Origin of the sequence: Halomonas sp. DP8Y7-1, assembly GCF_019801685.1 — a bacterium.
GTDB lineage: Bacteria > Pseudomonadota > Gammaproteobacteria > Pseudomonadales > Halomonadaceae > Halomonas > Halomonas litopenaei_A.
Genome location: NZ_JAHVIN010000004.1, coordinates 208,394 through 224,755 on the forward strand (window position 1 = coordinate 208,394; position 16,362 = coordinate 224,755).

Genomic DNA, 16,362 nt, shown 5'->3' on the forward strand with positions numbered 1-16,362 from the left:
AAATGGCCGACAAAACATGGGCTATTTCAATCATTGGCTCGACCAGGCCTCGCGATAATAGGCATCAACACAGAACCGGGCATTGCCCGCGGCCACTCGACCAACGGACCACCGGTCATGCCAATGACTCGACTTTACACGTCTCTTCCGCACAGGAATCGTCCATGAGCGCCACGGCAGACGCCAAAGCCACCAGCGCGGGCCCCCTGTCCGGACTGACGTCAAGACTGGGTGGCAAGCCCTTGATTCCGCTGCTGCTGGCAGGGGCAGCTTCGATCGCGCTCATCGTCGCCCTGGTGCTATGGGCCTCACGCCCGCAGTATCGCGTGCTGTTCAGCAACCTCAGCGAAGCCGACGGTGGTGCCATCATCACCGAGCTCGACAGTCGCGGCGTACCCTATCGTTTCTCCGCCGGCGGCCACGCCCTACTGGTGCCGGACGATCAACTGCACACCCTGCGCCTGCAGCTGGCCGAACAAGGCCTGCCCCACGGCGGCAACGTAGGCCTTGAGCTGATGCAGGACCAGGCCTTCGGTATCAGTCAATTCGCTGAGCAGATCAACTACCAGCGAGGCCTCGAGGGTGAGCTCGCTCGCTCCATTGCCTCGCTGGGCCCGGTCGCCGATGCCAGGGTACATCTGGCGCTGCCCAAGGATTCGGTGTTCGTGCGCGAACGCCAGCCGGCCAAGGCCTCGGTGGTGCTGACCCTCGAGCCCGGCAGGCGAGTCGGAGAAGGCCAGGTGGCCGCCATGGTCCACCTGGTGTCATCCAGCGTGCCCGACCTGGCCGGTGAAGACGTGACGGTGATCGACCAGAACGGTCGTCTGTTGTCGGCGGCCAGCCACAGCGGGCTAGGGCTCGACGGCACCCAGCTCGACTACATCGCCGAGGTCGAGCGTTCCTACCAGCGACGGATCGAGGACATCCTGGCGCCACTGGTGGGCCCTGCCAATGTGCACGCGCAGATCACCGCTCAGGTCGACTTCTCCAAGCGTGAAGAGACCCAAGAGCGCTACGGCCCCAATCAGCCCCCTAACCAGGCCGCCGTGCGCAGTCACCAGTCAAGCCTGGACATCAATGGCCAGGGCGATCTGGCCAGCGGCATCCCGGGTGCCCTGAGCAACAGCGCCCCGACCACCGCCGCGTCGCCGATTGACAACGGAGAGACCGACCCGGCGGCCGCCGAGCAGCCGGGGAACGCCCAGGACACCGCCGGCGACGAACAGGCCAGCGCCCAGCGAGTTCGCCGCGATGACGTCACCAACTACGAGGTCGACCGCCAGGTCTCCCACGTACAGCACCAGCGTGGAGGCATCGAGCGCCTCTCCGCCGCGGTGGTCATCAACTATCAGGATGGCGTCGACGACGCCGGCGAAGCCACCCGCACGCCCCTCTCCGACACCCAGCTGGCCGAGGTCGAGACCCTGGTGCGCCAGGCCATGGGCTACTCCGAGGAGCGCGGCGACGCCTTGTCCGTGGTCAACCGTCCGTTTACCCAGCCGGATGCGCTGGTCGAGCCGACCTGGTGGAAGGACCCCATGGTCCACCAGCTGGCCAAGGAGATAGGTCGTTACCTGCTGATCTTGCTGGCTGCACTGCTGCTGTACCTGCTGGTCCTGCGCCCGCTGATTCGCCGCTATACGGAAACCCCGCCAGCGCCTGCGATGCCCAGTGCCTTCTCGGCCCGGGTCGGCGACGAAGAGGCCGAAGGCGAGCACAAGGCTGATGGCGACAGCGAGTCAGGCGAAGACGAGGCGGCCACGTACAGCCGGGACAACCGACGCAAGCGCAAGGCCAATGCCTACGAACAGAATCTCAATGACCTGCGGGAAATGGCTCAGGAAGACCCACGTCTGGTCGCCATGATCGTGCGCAGCTGGATGAACGCCAATGACTAGCATCGAAACCTCGAGCGGCATTCGACGCAGCGCCGTGCTGTTGCTTGCCCTGGATGAAGATAGCGCTGCAGAGGTATTCAAGTACCTGAATGCCAAAGAGATCCAGCAGATATCGCGGGAGATGGCCCAGCTCGGCCAGATCTCCCACGAAGAGATGCGACGGGTCCTGCATGACTTCCACACCGAGACCGAGGAGTTCATCGGTCTCAACATGAATTCCAGCGAACACATCCGCTCGGTGCTGACCAAGGCACTAGGCAGCGAGCGCGCCTCGAGCCTGATCGAAGACGTGCTGGAAACCGCCGGCACCAGCAGCGGCATCGATGCCCTCAACCTGATGGAACCAGCCACCGTGGCCGAGCTGATCCGCGACGAGCATCCGCAGATCATCGCCACCGTGCTGGTGCACCTGGAGCGCCATCAGGCCGCCGATGTGCTCGAACTGTTCGACGAAAAGCAGCGCAACGATGTGGTGCTGCGGATCGCCACCTTCAGCGGCGTTCAGCCAGCAGCGCTGCAGGAACTCACCGAAGTGCTGACCAGCATGCTCGACGGGCAGAACCTCAAACGCAGCAAGATGGGTGGCGTACGGACCGCGGCAGAGATCCTCAACCTGATGAATACCAACCAGGAAGAGGCCGCCATCGACACGGTGCGCTCCCACAGCGAGGACCTGGCCCAGAAGATCATCGACGAGATGTTCCTGTTCGAGAACATCGGCGACCTCGACGATCGCAGCATCCAGCTGCTGCTCAAGGAAATCGAGACCAACAGTCTGGTCATCGCCCTCAAGGGCGCTCCGGAAACCCTCAAGGCCAAGTTCCTGGTCAACATGTCCCAACGTGCCGCCGACCTGCTTCAGGAAGACATGGATGCCCGCGGCCCGATTCGGGTCTCCCAGGTGGAAGCCGAACAGAAGGTCATCCTGCAGGTGGTGCGCCGCCTCGCCGACAACGGCGAAATTGTGCTCAGTGGAGGGGACGAAGCCTATGTCTAGGGGCGTGCACAAGACGCATGACAAGGGGGCGCGGGCATGAGCCATTGGCGTCGCTGGAACATGGGAGCCCTGCCCGAAGATGCAGACGAGGCGCCCGCGCCTGACGCACCGACGCGTAATGAGCTGGCTGCCGAGCGCCAGCGTGCGCGCGACGCAGGTCACCGTGAAGGCCATGCCCAGGGTCACCAGCAAGGCTTCGACGCAGGCCATGCCAAGGGCTATCAGCAGGGCCTGGAGCAAGGTCTTGCCGCAGGGCGTGCCCAGGCCGAGCAGGAAATCGCCGCCGCGATCGACAGCCGTAGCGAGGAAGCGCTGGCTCCCTTGGCACAGCTGGTCGAAGACTTCCAGGCGGCGCTGATGCAGCTTGATGATGCCGTGGCGGAACAGCTGACCGACCTGGCCCTGGCCACCGGTCGACAGCTGGCAGGCGAGGCATTGAAGGCACGCCCTCGCCAGGTCGTCGAGCTGGTGCAACAGCTGCTGCATACCGACCCGCCGCTGGTAGGCCGCCAACGCCTATGGCTGCATCCGTTGGACCTGCGACTGGTTGAGCGCCACCTGGGAGAGCAGCTGGAGACCGCCGGCTGGACGCTCCGCGTCGACGAACGTCTGCATCGGGGCGGCTGTCGCGTCAGCGGCGACCAGGGCGATATCGACGCCACTTGGGAGCGCCGCTGGCAGGCCGTCACCGCCCAGGTCCGCCGCCGCGCCCCCCGCGAGACGGACGACGACAGCACTAGCGGCGAGGACAGCGCCCCATGAGTTCACCTCAGGCCCACCATCAGCACTGGCAGCGCGTGCTTCAGGCCGTCACCCAACGGGTTGACGGCCTGCCCGCTACGCGAGCCACCGGACGTGTCATTCGCGCCACCGGCATGGTGATCGAAGTGGTGGGTCTGCAGGTAGCGCTGGGTGACAGCTGTCGCATTGAACTCCCCGGTGAAGGCCCGCGCCAACCAGACGGTAGCCAGGCCAGCCAGTACGCCGAGGCGGAGGTGGTAGGCTTTGCCGGCGAGCGTCTGTTTCTGATGCCGCTGGGAGAGATCAGTGGCCTGATGCCTGGCGCCCGCGTCTTGCCCCTGGGTGAGGGTGGCGCCAATGCCTCGCGCCGTTTTCCATTGGGCGACAGTCTGCTGGGTCGCGTTGTCGACGGCACCGGCGCCCCCCTCGACGGGCTCGGCGAGCTCGACGACGCTCCCCGCGCACCGCTGGCCACCCCTCCGCTCAACCCCTTGTCGCGGGCCCCAATCGACGAACAGATCGACGTCGGCATCCGCGCCATCAACGCGCTGCTCAGCGTAGGCCGCGGTCAACGCATGGGGCTGTTCGCTGGCTCGGGCGTGGGCAAGTCGGTACTGCTCGGGATGATGGCTCGCTATACCCAGGCCGATGTCATCGTGGTGGGTCTGATCGGGGAGCGTGGCCGCGAAGTACAGGACTTCATCGACAACATCCTCGGCCCCGAAGGACGCCGTCGTGCGGTGGTGGTCGCTGCCCCGGCAGATACTTCGCCTCTACAGCGACTCAAGGGGGCCGCCTACGCCACCCGCCTGGCCGAAGGTTTTCGTGACGACGGCAAGAACGTGCTGCTGATCATGGATTCGCTTACCCGCTACGCCATGGCCCAGCGCGAAATCGCCCTGGCCATCGGCGAGCCCCCGGCCACCAAGGGCTATCCACCCTCGGTCTTCGCCAAGCTGCCGAGCCTGGTCGAGCGCGCGGGCAACGCAGCGCCCGGCGGAGGCTCCATCACCGCTTTCTATACCGTACTCACTGAAGGCGACGACCAGCAGGACCCGATCGCCGACTCGGCGCGGGCCATACTCGACGGCCACGTGGTGCTGTCGCGAGGCCTGGCCGAGGCCGGCCACTATCCCGCCATCGATATCGAAGCCTCGATCAGCCGTGCCATGAACGCCATCGTCGACGACGGCCAGCGCCGCCAGGCACAGGGCTTCAAGGCCATGTTTTCACGCTATCAGCGCAACCGCGACCTGATCAGCGTCGGCGCCTACCAGCCAGGCCACGACCCGCGTCTTGACGATGCCGTGCGCCGCTACCCTGATCTGGAAGCCTTTCTGCAACAGCGAATCGACGAATGCGCCAGCCTGGAGGCCTCGCGTCAGGCGCTCTCGTCCACTCTGGGAGGAGCAGCATGAGCACCCCACTGGATACCCTGATCGAGCTGGCCCGAGATGCCCGAGATCAAGCCCTGCAGCATCTGGCCAGTGCCCGACGCGACGAGCGCCAGGTGGCCGACCAGCTGACTTCGCTGGAGCACTACCGGCAGGAATATGCCGAGCGCCTGCACCAGGACATGCGCCGTGGCATCGATCCGGCCACGCTGCATAACACCCAGCGCTTCCTGATGTCACTGGATGACGCCCTGGCCAGGGCACGCGGCGCGCTCCAGCGGGAGCGTGACAAGGTCACCAGCAGCCAGCAGGAATGGCAGCAAGAACAACAGCGCCTGAGCGCCTACGACACCCTGGCACAACGCCGTGCACAGCAAGGCTTGCGTCATCAGGCCCGCCAGGAACAGCGCGTCAGCGATGACCTGATCAACAGCCGCCTGCAGCGTGGCAACGCCATTCCCGGCGGTTACTGAGCGACAAGGATATCCCATGGACCTGACTCTGCTGGGCCTTGCCGGCCCGTCCACGACCAACGTCGCACAGGCCTCGTCAGCAACGGATGGCCAAGCCTCCTCCGGCGGCGACTTCGCCGAGCACCTGGCCGCGGTGGCCGGGCTGGCTTCCTCGACGACGCAGCCTGGCGTGCAGGAGTCCCACAGTGGCGACCGCGGGGGCAGCGCAGCCTCGAAGGACGGCGATCAGAACATGGCTGGGGAACTCGTCGCGGCCCATCATCCTGATGCCGCGCTGCCTGGTCTCAGCATGGCCCCCATCGCTATCCACGGCGAAGGGATGCCGGCAAGCGGTGAGCTTGCCATGGCCATCGCCCGCGCATCGGCGATCCAGGCGCACACAGTGACAGCCACGACAGCCAGTACTGGCCAGGGCGCTGGTCTCTCCCGTGCCGATGTCACCAGCGCGGCCCAGCTCACCGCAGGGCAGGCCAGCCTAGGTTCTCATGCCGCCGGTCCGCTCAACCCCACTCTGGCGGGCCCTTCTCTGGCCAGCGCGGCCCAGGGCGCGGGGGCAATGTCATCGCTGGCGGAGGTCACTCCGCCACCGCATCTAGACACCGCCAAGGTTCATCAGGCGCCAAGTGACGGCTCCACTGGCCGCGCGATGGCCACCTCCGTCGATCCTCTCGCCCTGCATCTGACGCCTCGCGGCGAGCACCCGACCCAGGCGACTACCAGCGCGGCCCAGCCGTCATCGCCGCTCGCGTCGGCGCCGTCAGCGCCGGTCTCCGACGCCGCTCAGCCGCCAGCGCCAACGACCCTGGCCAGCGGCATGTTGCAGGGTGCCAGCGAGGCTGCCGATCAGCCACGTAGCGAAAGCTCGCTTGAGGCTCGTGCAGCCACCGATGGCCTGGCAGCTCCGGCATCCTTGAACAGCCGCGGCGCGGCCCCCCTGGCGGCGTCAGCGCTTCCCGCCAGCGCCGCAGCACTGTCCCTCAACCACAACGCCTGGCCTCAGCAGCTCGGCCACACCCTGGCGCGTCTTTCCAGCCAGGCCGGCGATGCTGAACAGAAGATCGAACTGCGCTTGCATCCTGCTGAGCTGGGGTCCCTGGGCGTCACTCTCAAGCTCGGCGAACATGGCGCCCAGGCGCAGTTCTTCTCGGCCCATGCTCAGGTCAGGCAGACCCTGGAGCAGGCCATCCCACAGCTGCGCGAAGCGCTGGCCGAGCAGGGTATCCAGCTCGGTGATGCCTCGGTCAGCGACCAGGGCACGCATCCGGGCTCCCAGGGCAACGCCCAGGACAGCGCCGCTGGCGGGGGCCAGGCCGCACTGGCCGGCGCTCCCTCCACAGACACAGGCCTCCAGGAGGCCACTTCCCAGCAGGCGCCGTCACTGCCCCTCGGCGAGGGGCGTGTCGATCTCTATGCGTAACGCTGTCGAGGCCTAGAGCATTGGTAAAAGAGTGCTCTGGTGAACTAGAGCTCTAGTGAACTAGAGCGCTGGTGGAATCGCGCCTCGATGAAACAATATCCCAAGATAAGCACGAACTTGGTGCCTGTTCTTGCCATCGACACGCACCCTCAAGCGGCATACTGAGGGTGCGGCACATCCGCGTGTACCCATATTTCCCGTACAGGGACAACAGGCTCAGGACTTCAGGACATGGCGAAATCTCGACGGCTCATCTGGTTGCTGGTGATCCTGGTCATCCTGGCATCCTTCGGGGCTGCAGCCGGCTTCTACCTGCTCTACCAGGAGAAGGCCAAGACGTCCGCTCACGCCAGTCTCGAAGATGCCATCGGCGACACTCTGGTGGATGCCAGCACCCCGGCACACCCTGCGGTGGCGCCCATCTATCTCAAGCTGGAGCCCTTCACCGTCAACCTGGCAGATGACGACGATATTCCGCGTCTTCTGTATGCCGGCATGACGCTTCAACTGACCGATGAGCAGAGCCTGGAAACCCTGGAGCAGCACCGCCCCCAGGTGCGTAACAAGCTGCTGCTGTTGCTGTCGGACCGGGACGCCGAGAGTCTGGTGACGGCGTCAGGCAAGCGCGCCCTGGCCAGCGACATCGTCACGACCCTGAAGGACGTGCTCGGCCCCGATCGCGCCCGCATTGGTATCGACGACGTGCTGTTCACCGAGTTCATCGTCCAATAGGTCGCGATCATGTCTCAAGACGATCTCCTGTCTCAGGAAGAAATCGACGCCCTGCTCAAGGGTGTCAGCGGTGACGATGACACCGATGGCGAGGAAAGCGCGCCCCGGGGCCGCCTGCGCCCCTTTGATCCGGCCAACCAGCAGCGCATCATCCGTGAGCGGCTGCAGGCGCTGGATATCATCAATGAGCGCTTCGCTCGTCACTTTCGTACCGGCATGTTCAACCTGCTCAGGCGTAGCGCGGATATCACCGTGGATGCCGTTCGCTATCTGAGCTACAGCGAATTCTCACGCAACGTTCCGGTGCCCACCAACATCAACATCATCGCCATGAAGCCCCTCAAAGGCTCGGCGCTGATCGTGTTTCCCCCCAGTCTGGTGTTCATGGTGGTGGACAATCTGTTTGGTGGAGACGGACGTTTCGTCACCAAGTCCGAAGGGCGTGAGTTCACCAATACCGAGCAGCGCATTATCCAGCGGGTCCTCAACCTCGCCATCGAGGGCTACAGCGAAGCCTGGAAGTCGGTCTATCCGCTGGATATCGGCTACCTGCGCTCGGAAATGCAGTCCAAGTTCGCCAACATCACCAACTCGCCCAACGAGATCGTGGTCAGCACCAGTTTCCACCTTGAAGTCGGCAGCCTGTCGTCCACCTTCCAGGTGTGCATGCCTTACAGCATGATCGAACCGCTAAAGGACCTGCTGACCAATCCCCTCAGCGAAAGCAGTCGTGACAAGGACGGCGCCTTTCATCGACGCATGGCCGGCGAGCTGCGCCACCCTGAGGTCGAGCTGGTCGCCAACTTTGCCACGGTCGACTCACGAATCGCCGACGTGATGGCGCTTTCCGTCGGCGACATTCTGCCGCTGGACCTGCCCGACACGGTGACCGCTCAGGTTGACGGCGTGCCGGTGATGGAGTGCGAGTACGGTAGCCAGCGCGAGCAGCGCGCACTGCGCGTCCTGCGAATGTTCGATCACGCCGCCGGGCATCCCTCCGGCAATGCTTTCGTCAAAGGCACACGGCCTCCTTCCAAGGAATCAGAGCATGACTGACCCCAACAAGCCCGAAGACCAGGTCGGCGACGATGACTGGGCCGCCGCCATGTCCGAACAACAGGACAACGACGCCATCACGCCCGAGGACGACCCCTGGGCAGAGGCCATGGCGGAACAGCAGGCCGCCGACCCCAACGATGACACGGCAACCGCCGCCGACAGCCCCACCCCCAAGGCCGCCGGAGACAGCGTGTTCCGGCCACTGGGGGACAGCAGCAGCGCCAGCGGCACCCGTGATCTCGACATGATCATGGATATCCCGGTCAAGCTGACCGTGGAGCTCGGCCGCACGCGCCTGACCATCAAGCAGCTGCTGGAACTGGCCCAGGGATCGGTGGTGGAACTCGAAGGCCTGGCCGGTGAGCCGATGGACATCCTGATCAACGGCTATCTGATCGCCCAGGGTGAGGTCGTCGTGGTCGAGGATCGCTATGGCATTCGCATCACCGAGATCATCACCCCCTCCGAGCGGGTACAGAAGCTCAACCGATGAACGAGACGACCACCAGCGCAGCGATCGACGGTCTGGCCCAGGGCGGCGACGGCCTGCTGGGCCTGGCGATGCTGGGCAAGACGGCAGCCGCCCTGGCCCTGATCATCGCCATCCTGTTCGGACTCTCGGCCTTGATCAAACGGCGCAGCGGAGGCCTGCATGGCCAGCCAGGCAGGCTCAAGATCATCGGCAGCACCGCCGTGGGCCAGCGTGAGCGTGTGGTAGTCGTGCAGGTTCAGGATCGCTGGCTGGTGCTCGGCGTCGGCGCCGGCCGGGTCAATCGCCTCGACAGCCTGCCAGCGCCCGAGGAGCCAGAACTGCCGGCATCGTCCGCTGCAGCGGACAGCTTCGGCGAGCGCTTCGCACAGGCCCTCAAGACCAACCTCGGACAGCGACCGCGTTGATGGGTATGGCGATGATCGACAGCCTGCTGCCTCACCCCACCGGCCGCCCTGGCGCGGGTTATTTCTGGCAGCCTCTGACTCGACGGTCACTGGCGCGACTACTGACACCGCTGCTGGCCGTAGTGCTGATGCTGGCCTTTAGCGGTCTGGCCGCCACGCCGGCGGTAGCGCAGCAGATCCCTGGCGTGATCAGCGAGCCCTTGGCCGACGGCGGCCAGAAATGGTCGCTGTCGGTGCAGACGCTGCTGTTGCTCAGCGCGATGGCATTTCTGCCGACCGCGCTGCTGATGATGACCAGCTTCACCCGCATCATCATCGTGTTGAGCCTGCTGCGCACCGCCATGGGCACCGCGTCCACCCCTCCCAATCAGGTCTTGCTGGGGCTGGCGCTGTTTCTGACCGCCTTCATCATGTCGCCGGTGCTCAATGACGTCTATCAGGATGCCTGGCTGCCATTGACCACTGATGCCATCGACTTCGGCCAGTTCATCGACATCGCCCAGCAGCCCTTCCGCGAGTTCATGCTCGGCCAGACCCGGGAGCCGGACCTGGCGATGTTTGCCCGACTGTCTGACGTCGGACCCATGGCAGGCCCCGAGGACGTGCCCCTGCAGGTCCTGGTGCCGGCCTTCGTCACCAGCGAGCTGAAGACCGCCTTTCAGATCGGCTTCACCATCTTCATCCCGTTCCTGATCATCGACCTGGTCGTGGCCAGCGTACTGATGTCACTGGGGATGATGATGGTGCCGCCGGTGACGATCTCACTGCCGTTCAAGCTGATGCTGTTTGTGCTGGTGGACGGCTGGCAGCTGATCATCGGCTCCATGGCCGAAAGCTTCTACCTCTAGCACGCGCCAGCCACATCGCTCTAAGGAGATCCCCATGCACCCCGAGACCGTCATGAGCCTGGCCTATCAAGGAATGCGCGTGACCCTGCTGCTGGGTGCGCCGCTGCTGCTGACCGCCCTGCTCACCGGTCTGCTGGTCAGCCTGTTCCAGGCGGCGACCCAGATCAACGAGATGACGCTGTCGTTTATCCCCAAGATCCTGGCGGTGTTTGCCGTGCTGGTACTGGCGGGCCCCTGGCTGCTGGAACTGATCATCACCTTCACCCGGGAGCTGTTCAGCAATATCCCGGCCCTCGTGTCCTGACATAGCGTCAGTCAGCGGAACATGGCAAGTGGCCGAATAGCAGGGAGCGCTGTGAAGATCATGACCACCGGAAACACTCGGCTCCCATGGTAGAGGTCACCTTCGACCAGCTACACTCCTGGCTCAGCCTCTTCCTATGGCCCATGATGCGCATCACTGCGTTGATGCTGAGCGCTCCCCTGTGGGGCCACAGCGCAGTGCCGACCCAGGCCAAGATTGGCCTGGCGGGCGCCATCGCCATCCTGATCAGCCCCATGCTACCCCCATTGCCCGATATTCCGATTGCCTCCTGGGCCGGCCTTGGGCTGGTGGTGGAGCAGCTGGTCATCGGGGTCGCCATGGGACTGTGCATCAGGGTGCTGCTGGTCGTGGTGCAGGCCACCGGTGAATTCATCGGCCTGCAGATGGGCCTGGCCTTCGCCACCTTCTTCGATCCGTCCAGTGGCACCAACATGGTGGTGGTCTCGCGCTATCTCTACATGATCACCCTGCTGATGTTTCTGGCCATCAACGGCCACTTGATCGTGCTGGAGCTGCTGATCACCAGCTTCGAAACGCTGCCGATCGGCATCCAACGCTTCAATCCAGATGCTTTCATCATGCTGGCGCGCTACGGTGGCACCATCTTCGCCACCGGCCTGCTGCTGGCTCTGCCGTTGGTCGCCCCCCTTCTGACCATCAACCTGGCGCTGGGCATCCTCAACCGGGCGGCTCCCCAATTGACGGTGTTCAACATCGGCTTTCCCACCTCCCTCACCGTTGGACTGGCGCTGTTGATGGTGCTGATGACCGACCTGGGCCGCTTCCTGCAGCACCACTTCCATCAGGGTCTGAACGTTCTGCAGTCGCTGCTCGAGACGCTGGCCCCGCTGTCGAGCTGAGCCCTCACGACGCCTTCACCCTTTCTGCTGGCTGCGGCATAAAGCGCCGCCCTGATGCCCTTATCACCCTGATAGCATTAGCGACTGCTGCTCGACAGCAGCATCCTGAACACTCGTCCAAGGGGTAGAGGTCACTCATGCGTTCGCCACAGCTTCGTGACGCCACGTCGCCAACAGGCTGTGCGCTGACTGCCACCACCGCCCTGGCCCGGCTGCCGGCGCTGGCTCCCTGCCTGCCGGAGTTTTCTGATATCGTCCCCTGGCCACGCCGCCGCGGCTGTCGCGCGGACGCCGTGGTGGGTTGGGGGCAGCGCCCCACCACCGCCAGGGCCAGACAGTGGGCGCTACGCCACCAGTTGCCGTTCATTGCGCTCGAGGAAGGCTTCGTGCGTTCCTGGGGGCCCGCAGCAGAGGGATACGCCAGTCATTCACTGGTGGTCGATCACAGCGGCATCTACTACGACGCCTCGGCCCCCTCCGACCTGGAATCCCTGATCGAGCATGGCCGTATTTCACCCGAGGACGAGCTTCGCGCCAGTGGTTTGATCGCGCGCCTGCGCCACTCCCGCCTGTCCAAGGTCAACCACGCCCCGGACATACCGTTACCGGTGAGCCCTCGGCCACGCGTACTGGTGGTCGACCAGACCCGGGACGACGCCTCGATCGTCGGTGGCCTGGCCGACCGTCAACGTTTTCACCAGATGCTCGACCATGCACTGACCCGTCATCCCGATGCCGACATCCTGGTCAAGGTGCATCCCGAGGTCATCGCCGGGCGACGCCAGGGCCATCTGGAACACGCGGGCCGCCACCCTCGCTGCCAACTGCTGGCAGATGACATAAATCCCTGGGCACTGTTCGATGCGGTGCAGGCCGTTCACGTCGTGACCAGCCAGCTTGGCTTCGAGGCCCTGCTGGCGGGGCTCCCCGTCACCTGCCACGGCCTCCCGTTCTACGCTGGCTGGGGCCTGACCACTGACCACCTCCGCTGTCCTCGCCGTCACCGTCGAGCCTCGCTGCCGCGTCTGTTCGCCGCCGCTTACCTGCATTACAGCCGCTACGCCAACCCCTATACCGGCGCCCCTTCCACCCTGGAGGACACCCTGGATCTGCTGGAAGACCAGCAGCGTCAGATCGACGCCGGCAGGGGGCATTGGCGGTGCCACGGCCTGTCACGCTGGAAGCAGCGGTTCGTCGGGGATTTTCTGGGACCCAAGGCGTGTGTAAGTCATCACTTACAAGGACGCTTTGAGCCATCACCGATGGCCACCTCCACGGAGCGGCAGCTGCTATGGGGACGCCAGGTACCAGCAGCGACAGGGGTATCACGCATGGAAGATGGCTTTCTACGCTCCGTGGGGCTGGGCATCGACCTGGTCAGGCCGCTGTCGCTGGTCATCGATCGCTGTGGCATTCACTACGATCCTGGCCGCCCCAGCGAGCTGGAACGGCTGATCGCCCACGGCCGGTTCAGCCCCCGCGAACTCGCGCGGGCGGCCCAGCTGATCCAGCAGCTGCGACAGCTCAAGCTGAGCAAGTACAACCCTCACCACGAGCCTTCCCGCCTGCCTGAACTGCCAGGTGATCGACCGCTTCTGCTGGTGGTAGGCCAGGTGGAAAGCGATGCCTCGGTGCGCCTGGGCGCCGGGCGAATCCGCACCAATGCGCAGCTTCTCAGGGAGGTCCGTCGGACCAGACCTGACGCCTTCATTGTCTATCGTCCCCACCCGGATGTGGTGGCGGGTGTGCGGCAAGGAGCGCAGGTGTCCTCGGACGACTGGGACAGGCTGGTCGCCGACGTCGATATCACGACCCTGATCGACAGGGTCGATGAGGTCCATACCATGACCTCCCTGACCGGCTTTGAAGCGCTGATTCGTGAGCGCCGGGTGGTCACCTATGGCATGCCGTTCTATGCGGGCTGGGGGCTGACCCAGGACCACGCACCGGCACCCGATCGTCGTGGCCGCAAGATCAGCCTGGAGCAGCTGGTGGTGGCCGCGTTGATTCGCTACCCCCGCTACGTCGACCCCCGCAGTCGTCAGCTCATCAACGTCGAAACCGCCGTCCAGCTGTTGGCATCGGCGCGCCAGAACCAGCAGGAACTCACCCTGTTTCAGCGCCTCTACCGCCTGACCCGACGCTACCTGCATGGACCCTACTGAGGACTTGCGAGATGACCGAGCCCCTTCGACTGATCCTCATCACCGGCGCCACCGGGGCCATCGGTGGCGCCCTGGCCGAACACTACGCGGCGCCAGGCCAGCACCTGCTGCTACACGGCCGGCGGCAGGACGTCCTGGACACACTGGCCACACGCTGCCGCGCCAAGGGGGCCAAGGTAAGCCTGTTCAGCGTTACCCTGGAAGATGATCAGGCCCGTCGCGCCTGGCTGGACAGCCTCAGCGCGACGCCAGATCTCGTGATAATGGCAGCCGGCATGAACACCGGTATCCGCGACGCTCGGCTCGATGAATGCGCCGAGGCCGCTCGTCAGCTGATGGACATTAACCTGCGCGTGCCCATGGAAATGAGCCGCCAGCTCGCGACCGCCATGCGCCGCCGCGGTCACGGCCAGCTGGTCTTTGTCAGCTCCCTGGCCGCCTGGCATGGCTTGCCGTCCGTTCCCAGCTACAGCGCCAGCAAGGCGGCCATCAAGGCCTACGCCGAGGCGCTAAGGGCCCCCCTTGGCAATGACGGCGTCGGGGTCACCCTGGTCATGCCCGGGTACGTGGCGTCCAACATGGCGCGTGCCATGCCCGGCCCCAAACCCTTTATGTGGAGCGCAGAGCGCGCTGCAAAACGCATCGCCAAGGCAGTGGATGCCAATCGCCCCAGAGTCAGCTTTCCACTGCCGCTGTGCCTGGCAACCCAAGGTCTGACGCTGCTACCACCAGCGTGGGCCCAGCGCCTGCTGCAGCTTTTTGGCTATGGGATATCGCGCAAGTAATCCTCTGGTCATGACCTGCACGGCGCCTCACCCTGACGAGCAACGGCTCTACCCTCGCTCACAGCGCCACGTTTTTTTCACAACACCCATTTCCCTTCCTACCCCCACGTCCTTCTCTGCACCCACGTCCTTCCCTGCACCCACGTCCTTCCCTGCTCCGGTCCCCTCACAAAGCCCCGGCTGACTCGCCAAGACAGCGATGGGTCTTTTTTTCAGCAAACACCGACCAACACTGTGCTCTTAATTACCCTTCTCTGCTTTTTTGAGCACTTTTTCGCCACCAAAAAGATGGAATAGCAAAAAAATGCAATCCTAATTCCATTTAGGCACAGTATATACATTTAGTTACCTTCTAATGCCTGATACTGGATAACACCTCATCCAACATGCGCATTTTCAGCTAAGGATCGGATGAAAAGGCTGATGTATTTCCCCTAATCAGCCGCCCCAAAGGTGTTTCTATCCCGAAAAGGCATTTCCATGAAACCGACCCTACCCCACCACCCCTCCGTCGCCCCGGCACCCTCACTATTGGCTCGCTGCCTGTTGGTCCCCAGCCTGGCACTCAGCCTGATGCCTGCTACAGGGCTGGCCCAGACGCTTCCGACAACCGCGGCAGCAGGCACGCTCTACACGAGCTTCGAGGGCCGCCCCCTCACCTTGCAGCACTTCCAGCAAACGTCTCCTGGCAGCCCGGACAACCGTGTGACGGCGGTGCTCAATGGTCGTCCCATTGACCTCCTTCTACCCCCCGGCACACCGCTTGCCGCCGTGAACACCACCACGCCGATATCCCTGCGTGCTGACGATGGCACGCTGCTGTTCAGCGGAACGATGGGCGAGCTAGATCGCGATGAGACCCTGGCACTAGCATCCCGCCTGGGCATTCTCGACATCGATCAGAGCCTGTACGGCGCCCTCAAACAAGCCTTGGCACGCCACTTCCAGCCCGTCACCCAGCGCATCGACGCGCATATGCAACCGCGCGCTCAGCAAGCTCTGACAGGTCCAGGCATCAGCGTCTGGACGACCAGCGAGGTCGGCGATCTGGACGGGGAAACAGACCACACAGGATATTCGGGAGATACCAAGGCGGTGCTGGCAGGGGTGGACTACCGCCACCGGAACTGGCTCGTCGGCCTCGCCGCGGGCCACAGCGATATCGAACTACATGGCGACCATGGCGGCCGCACCGATCTGGGAGGAGAGCTGGTCATGCCCTATGCGGCGGTGGCCCTGCTCGATGACCGCCTGGTGCTGGATGCCACCCTGCTGTACCAGGACCTGGATGGAGAGGCACATCGGGACTATCTGGCCGCCCCCATCGACGTGGATGGACACCGCTGGGGAGGGCGAGCCTCCGGCTCCTACTATCTACCGCGCTATCACCGGGTCGACACCGGCCTTACCCTGGGCGGCGCCTATCTTGAAGACGACCTGGACGGCGATTACCTGGGGCAGCGCACTGACTATGGTGAGGAGACCGGTGAGGTCTTTGCTGGCGCCAAGTTGAGCACCCGCTTCAGCGCGGGACGGGTCTATGGCCACCTGTTCTATCACTACGACCTGTCCAGTGACGTGGACGACGACGCCGACCACCTGGACGGCAGCGATGACGACCGTTTCGTCCTGACCCTGGGGGGTGAACACCGTCTCGGCAAAGGCATGGTCATGTCGCTGTCGGGACAGACCACGCTGGGCGCCAGCGACACTGAATATGACGTCATCAGCGCCTCGCTGGCCTACACCTTCTGAAGCCGGCCGAACCGCG

The 16,362-nt window shown here is 64.4% G+C and carries 16 protein-coding genes; all 16 read left to right on the forward strand.

The genetic code is table 11. The annotated features are described in order from the left end of the window. Positions 1-164: 164 nt before the first annotated feature. The 16 genes from fliF to KUV41_RS05540 all read left to right on the forward strand — a co-directional run bounded on the left by fliF (position 165) and on the right by KUV41_RS05540 (position 16,346). The gene (gene fliF, locus KUV41_RS05465; RefSeq protein WP_222484817.1) at positions 165-1,898 is read left to right on the forward strand and encodes a flagellar basal-body MS-ring/collar protein FliF; all 1,734 of its coding nucleotides are present in this window, start codon (positions 165-167) and stop codon (positions 1,896-1,898) included. After that, positions 1,891-2,895 carry a flagellar motor switch protein FliG gene (fliG, locus tag KUV41_RS05470; protein WP_206943674.1) on the forward strand — a complete coding sequence of 335 codons (1,005 nt, stop codon included), beginning with the start codon at positions 1,891-1,893 and terminating at the stop codon, positions 2,893-2,895. Before fliF ends, fliG begins: the two co-directional genes overlap by 8 nt. A 36-nt stretch (positions 2,896-2,931) precedes the next feature. Next, positions 2,932-3,657, forward strand: a complete 726-nt coding sequence (fliH, locus tag KUV41_RS05475; protein ID WP_222162373.1) for a flagellar assembly protein FliH — start codon at positions 2,932-2,934, stop codon at positions 3,655-3,657. Continuing rightward, on the forward strand, positions 3,654-5,054 hold the full coding sequence (fliI, locus tag KUV41_RS05480) for a flagellar protein export ATPase FliI (RefSeq protein ID WP_206943672.1): 1,401 nt from the start codon (positions 3,654-3,656) through the stop codon (positions 5,052-5,054). Before fliH ends, fliI begins: the two co-directional genes overlap by 4 nt. Further along, entirely contained in the window at positions 5,051-5,503 is a 453-nt protein-coding gene (gene fliJ / locus KUV41_RS05485) for a flagellar export protein FliJ (protein ID WP_206943671.1), read from the forward strand. The genes fliI and fliJ overlap by 4 nt, the downstream gene beginning before the upstream one ends. Before the next feature lie 16 nt (positions 5,504-5,519). Further along, positions 5,520-6,920: a flagellar hook-length control protein FliK gene (locus tag KUV41_RS05490; RefSeq protein ID WP_222484819.1), complete on the forward strand. Its 1,401-nt coding sequence runs from the start codon at positions 5,520-5,522 to the stop codon at positions 6,918-6,920. A gap of 231 nt (positions 6,921-7,151) precedes the next feature. Then, positions 7,152-7,652, forward strand: coding sequence for a flagellar basal body-associated protein FliL (fliL, locus tag KUV41_RS05495; protein WP_206943669.1), 501 nt, complete (start codon positions 7,152-7,154; stop codon positions 7,650-7,652). A gap of 9 nt (positions 7,653-7,661) precedes the next feature. Next, a complete protein-coding gene (gene fliM / locus KUV41_RS05500) occupies positions 7,662-8,708 on the forward strand; it encodes a flagellar motor switch protein FliM (protein WP_206943667.1) in 1,047 nt (348 codons plus the stop codon). Further along, positions 8,701-9,204 (forward strand): flagellar motor switch protein FliN, encoded by a 504-nt coding sequence (fliN, locus tag KUV41_RS05505; RefSeq protein WP_222484821.1) that lies wholly within the window; start codon positions 8,701-8,703, stop codon positions 9,202-9,204. Before fliM ends, fliN begins: the two co-directional genes overlap by 8 nt. After that, positions 9,201-9,608, forward strand: coding sequence for a flagellar biosynthetic protein FliO (gene fliO / locus KUV41_RS05510; protein ID WP_222162367.1), 408 nt, complete (start codon positions 9,201-9,203; stop codon positions 9,606-9,608). Before fliN ends, fliO begins: the two co-directional genes overlap by 4 nt. 128 nt (positions 9,609-9,736) lie before the next feature. Beyond that, on the forward strand, positions 9,737-10,456 hold the full coding sequence (fliP, locus tag KUV41_RS05515) for a flagellar type III secretion system pore protein FliP (protein ID WP_315857913.1): 720 nt from the start codon (positions 9,737-9,739) through the stop codon (positions 10,454-10,456). 34 nt (positions 10,457-10,490) lie between these two features. Beyond that, entirely contained in the window at positions 10,491-10,760 is a 270-nt protein-coding gene (gene fliQ / locus KUV41_RS05520; protein ID WP_206943660.1) for a flagellar biosynthesis protein FliQ, read from the forward strand. Positions 10,761-10,846: 86 nt separating this feature from the next. Beyond that, complete coding sequence (fliR, locus tag KUV41_RS05525) at positions 10,847-11,641, forward strand: flagellar biosynthetic protein FliR (RefSeq protein ID WP_222484823.1); 795 nt, start codon at positions 10,847-10,849, stop codon at positions 11,639-11,641. Between the two features lie 137 nt (positions 11,642-11,778). After that, on the forward strand, positions 11,779-13,806 hold the full coding sequence (locus KUV41_RS05530) for a capsular polysaccharide biosynthesis protein (protein WP_222484825.1): 2,028 nt from the start codon (positions 11,779-11,781) through the stop codon (positions 13,804-13,806). A gap of 11 nt (positions 13,807-13,817) precedes the next feature. Continuing rightward, positions 13,818-14,591, forward strand: coding sequence for an SDR family NAD(P)-dependent oxidoreductase (locus KUV41_RS05535; protein WP_222484827.1), 774 nt, complete (start codon positions 13,818-13,820; stop codon positions 14,589-14,591). A gap of 480 nt (positions 14,592-15,071) precedes the next feature. Further along, positions 15,072-16,346, forward strand: coding sequence for an autotransporter outer membrane beta-barrel domain-containing protein (locus KUV41_RS05540; RefSeq protein WP_222484829.1), 1,275 nt, complete (start codon positions 15,072-15,074; stop codon positions 16,344-16,346). Positions 16,347-16,362: the final 16 nt, after the last annotated feature.

Excerpts from the sequence above, each read along its gene's own strand:
- fliF (WP_222484817.1), top strand. The coding sequence starts at position 165 with ATGAGCGCCACGGCAGACGCCAAAGCCACCAGCGCGGGCCCCCTGTCC.
- fliG (WP_206943674.1), top strand. The coding sequence starts at position 1,891 with ATGACTAGCATCGAAACCTCGAGCGGCATTCGACGCAGCGCCGTGCTG.
- fliH (WP_222162373.1), top strand. The coding sequence starts at position 2,932 with ATGAGCCATTGGCGTCGCTGGAACATGGGAGCCCTGCCCGAAGATGCA.
- fliI (WP_206943672.1), top strand. The coding sequence starts at position 3,654 with ATGAGTTCACCTCAGGCCCACCATCAGCACTGGCAGCGCGTGCTTCAG.
- fliJ (WP_206943671.1), top strand. The coding sequence starts at position 5,051 with ATGAGCACCCCACTGGATACCCTGATCGAGCTGGCCCGAGATGCCCGA.
- KUV41_RS05490 (WP_222484819.1), top strand. The coding sequence starts at position 5,520 with ATGGACCTGACTCTGCTGGGCCTTGCCGGCCCGTCCACGACCAACGTC.
- fliL (WP_206943669.1), top strand. The coding sequence starts at position 7,152 with ATGGCGAAATCTCGACGGCTCATCTGGTTGCTGGTGATCCTGGTCATC.
- fliM (WP_206943667.1), top strand. The coding sequence starts at position 7,662 with ATGTCTCAAGACGATCTCCTGTCTCAGGAAGAAATCGACGCCCTGCTC.
- fliN (WP_222484821.1), top strand. The coding sequence starts at position 8,701 with ATGACTGACCCCAACAAGCCCGAAGACCAGGTCGGCGACGATGACTGG.
- fliO (WP_222162367.1), top strand. The coding sequence starts at position 9,201 with ATGAACGAGACGACCACCAGCGCAGCGATCGACGGTCTGGCCCAGGGC.
- fliP (WP_315857913.1), top strand. The coding sequence starts at position 9,737 with ATGCTGGCCTTTAGCGGTCTGGCCGCCACGCCGGCGGTAGCGCAGCAG.
- fliQ (WP_206943660.1), top strand. The coding sequence starts at position 10,491 with ATGCACCCCGAGACCGTCATGAGCCTGGCCTATCAAGGAATGCGCGTG.
- fliR (WP_222484823.1), top strand. The coding sequence starts at position 10,847 with ATGGTAGAGGTCACCTTCGACCAGCTACACTCCTGGCTCAGCCTCTTC.
- KUV41_RS05530 (WP_222484825.1), top strand. The coding sequence starts at position 11,779 with ATGCGTTCGCCACAGCTTCGTGACGCCACGTCGCCAACAGGCTGTGCG.
- KUV41_RS05535 (WP_222484827.1), top strand. The coding sequence starts at position 13,818 with ATGACCGAGCCCCTTCGACTGATCCTCATCACCGGCGCCACCGGGGCC.
- KUV41_RS05540 (WP_222484829.1), top strand. The coding sequence starts at position 15,072 with ATGAAACCGACCCTACCCCACCACCCCTCCGTCGCCCCGGCACCCTCA.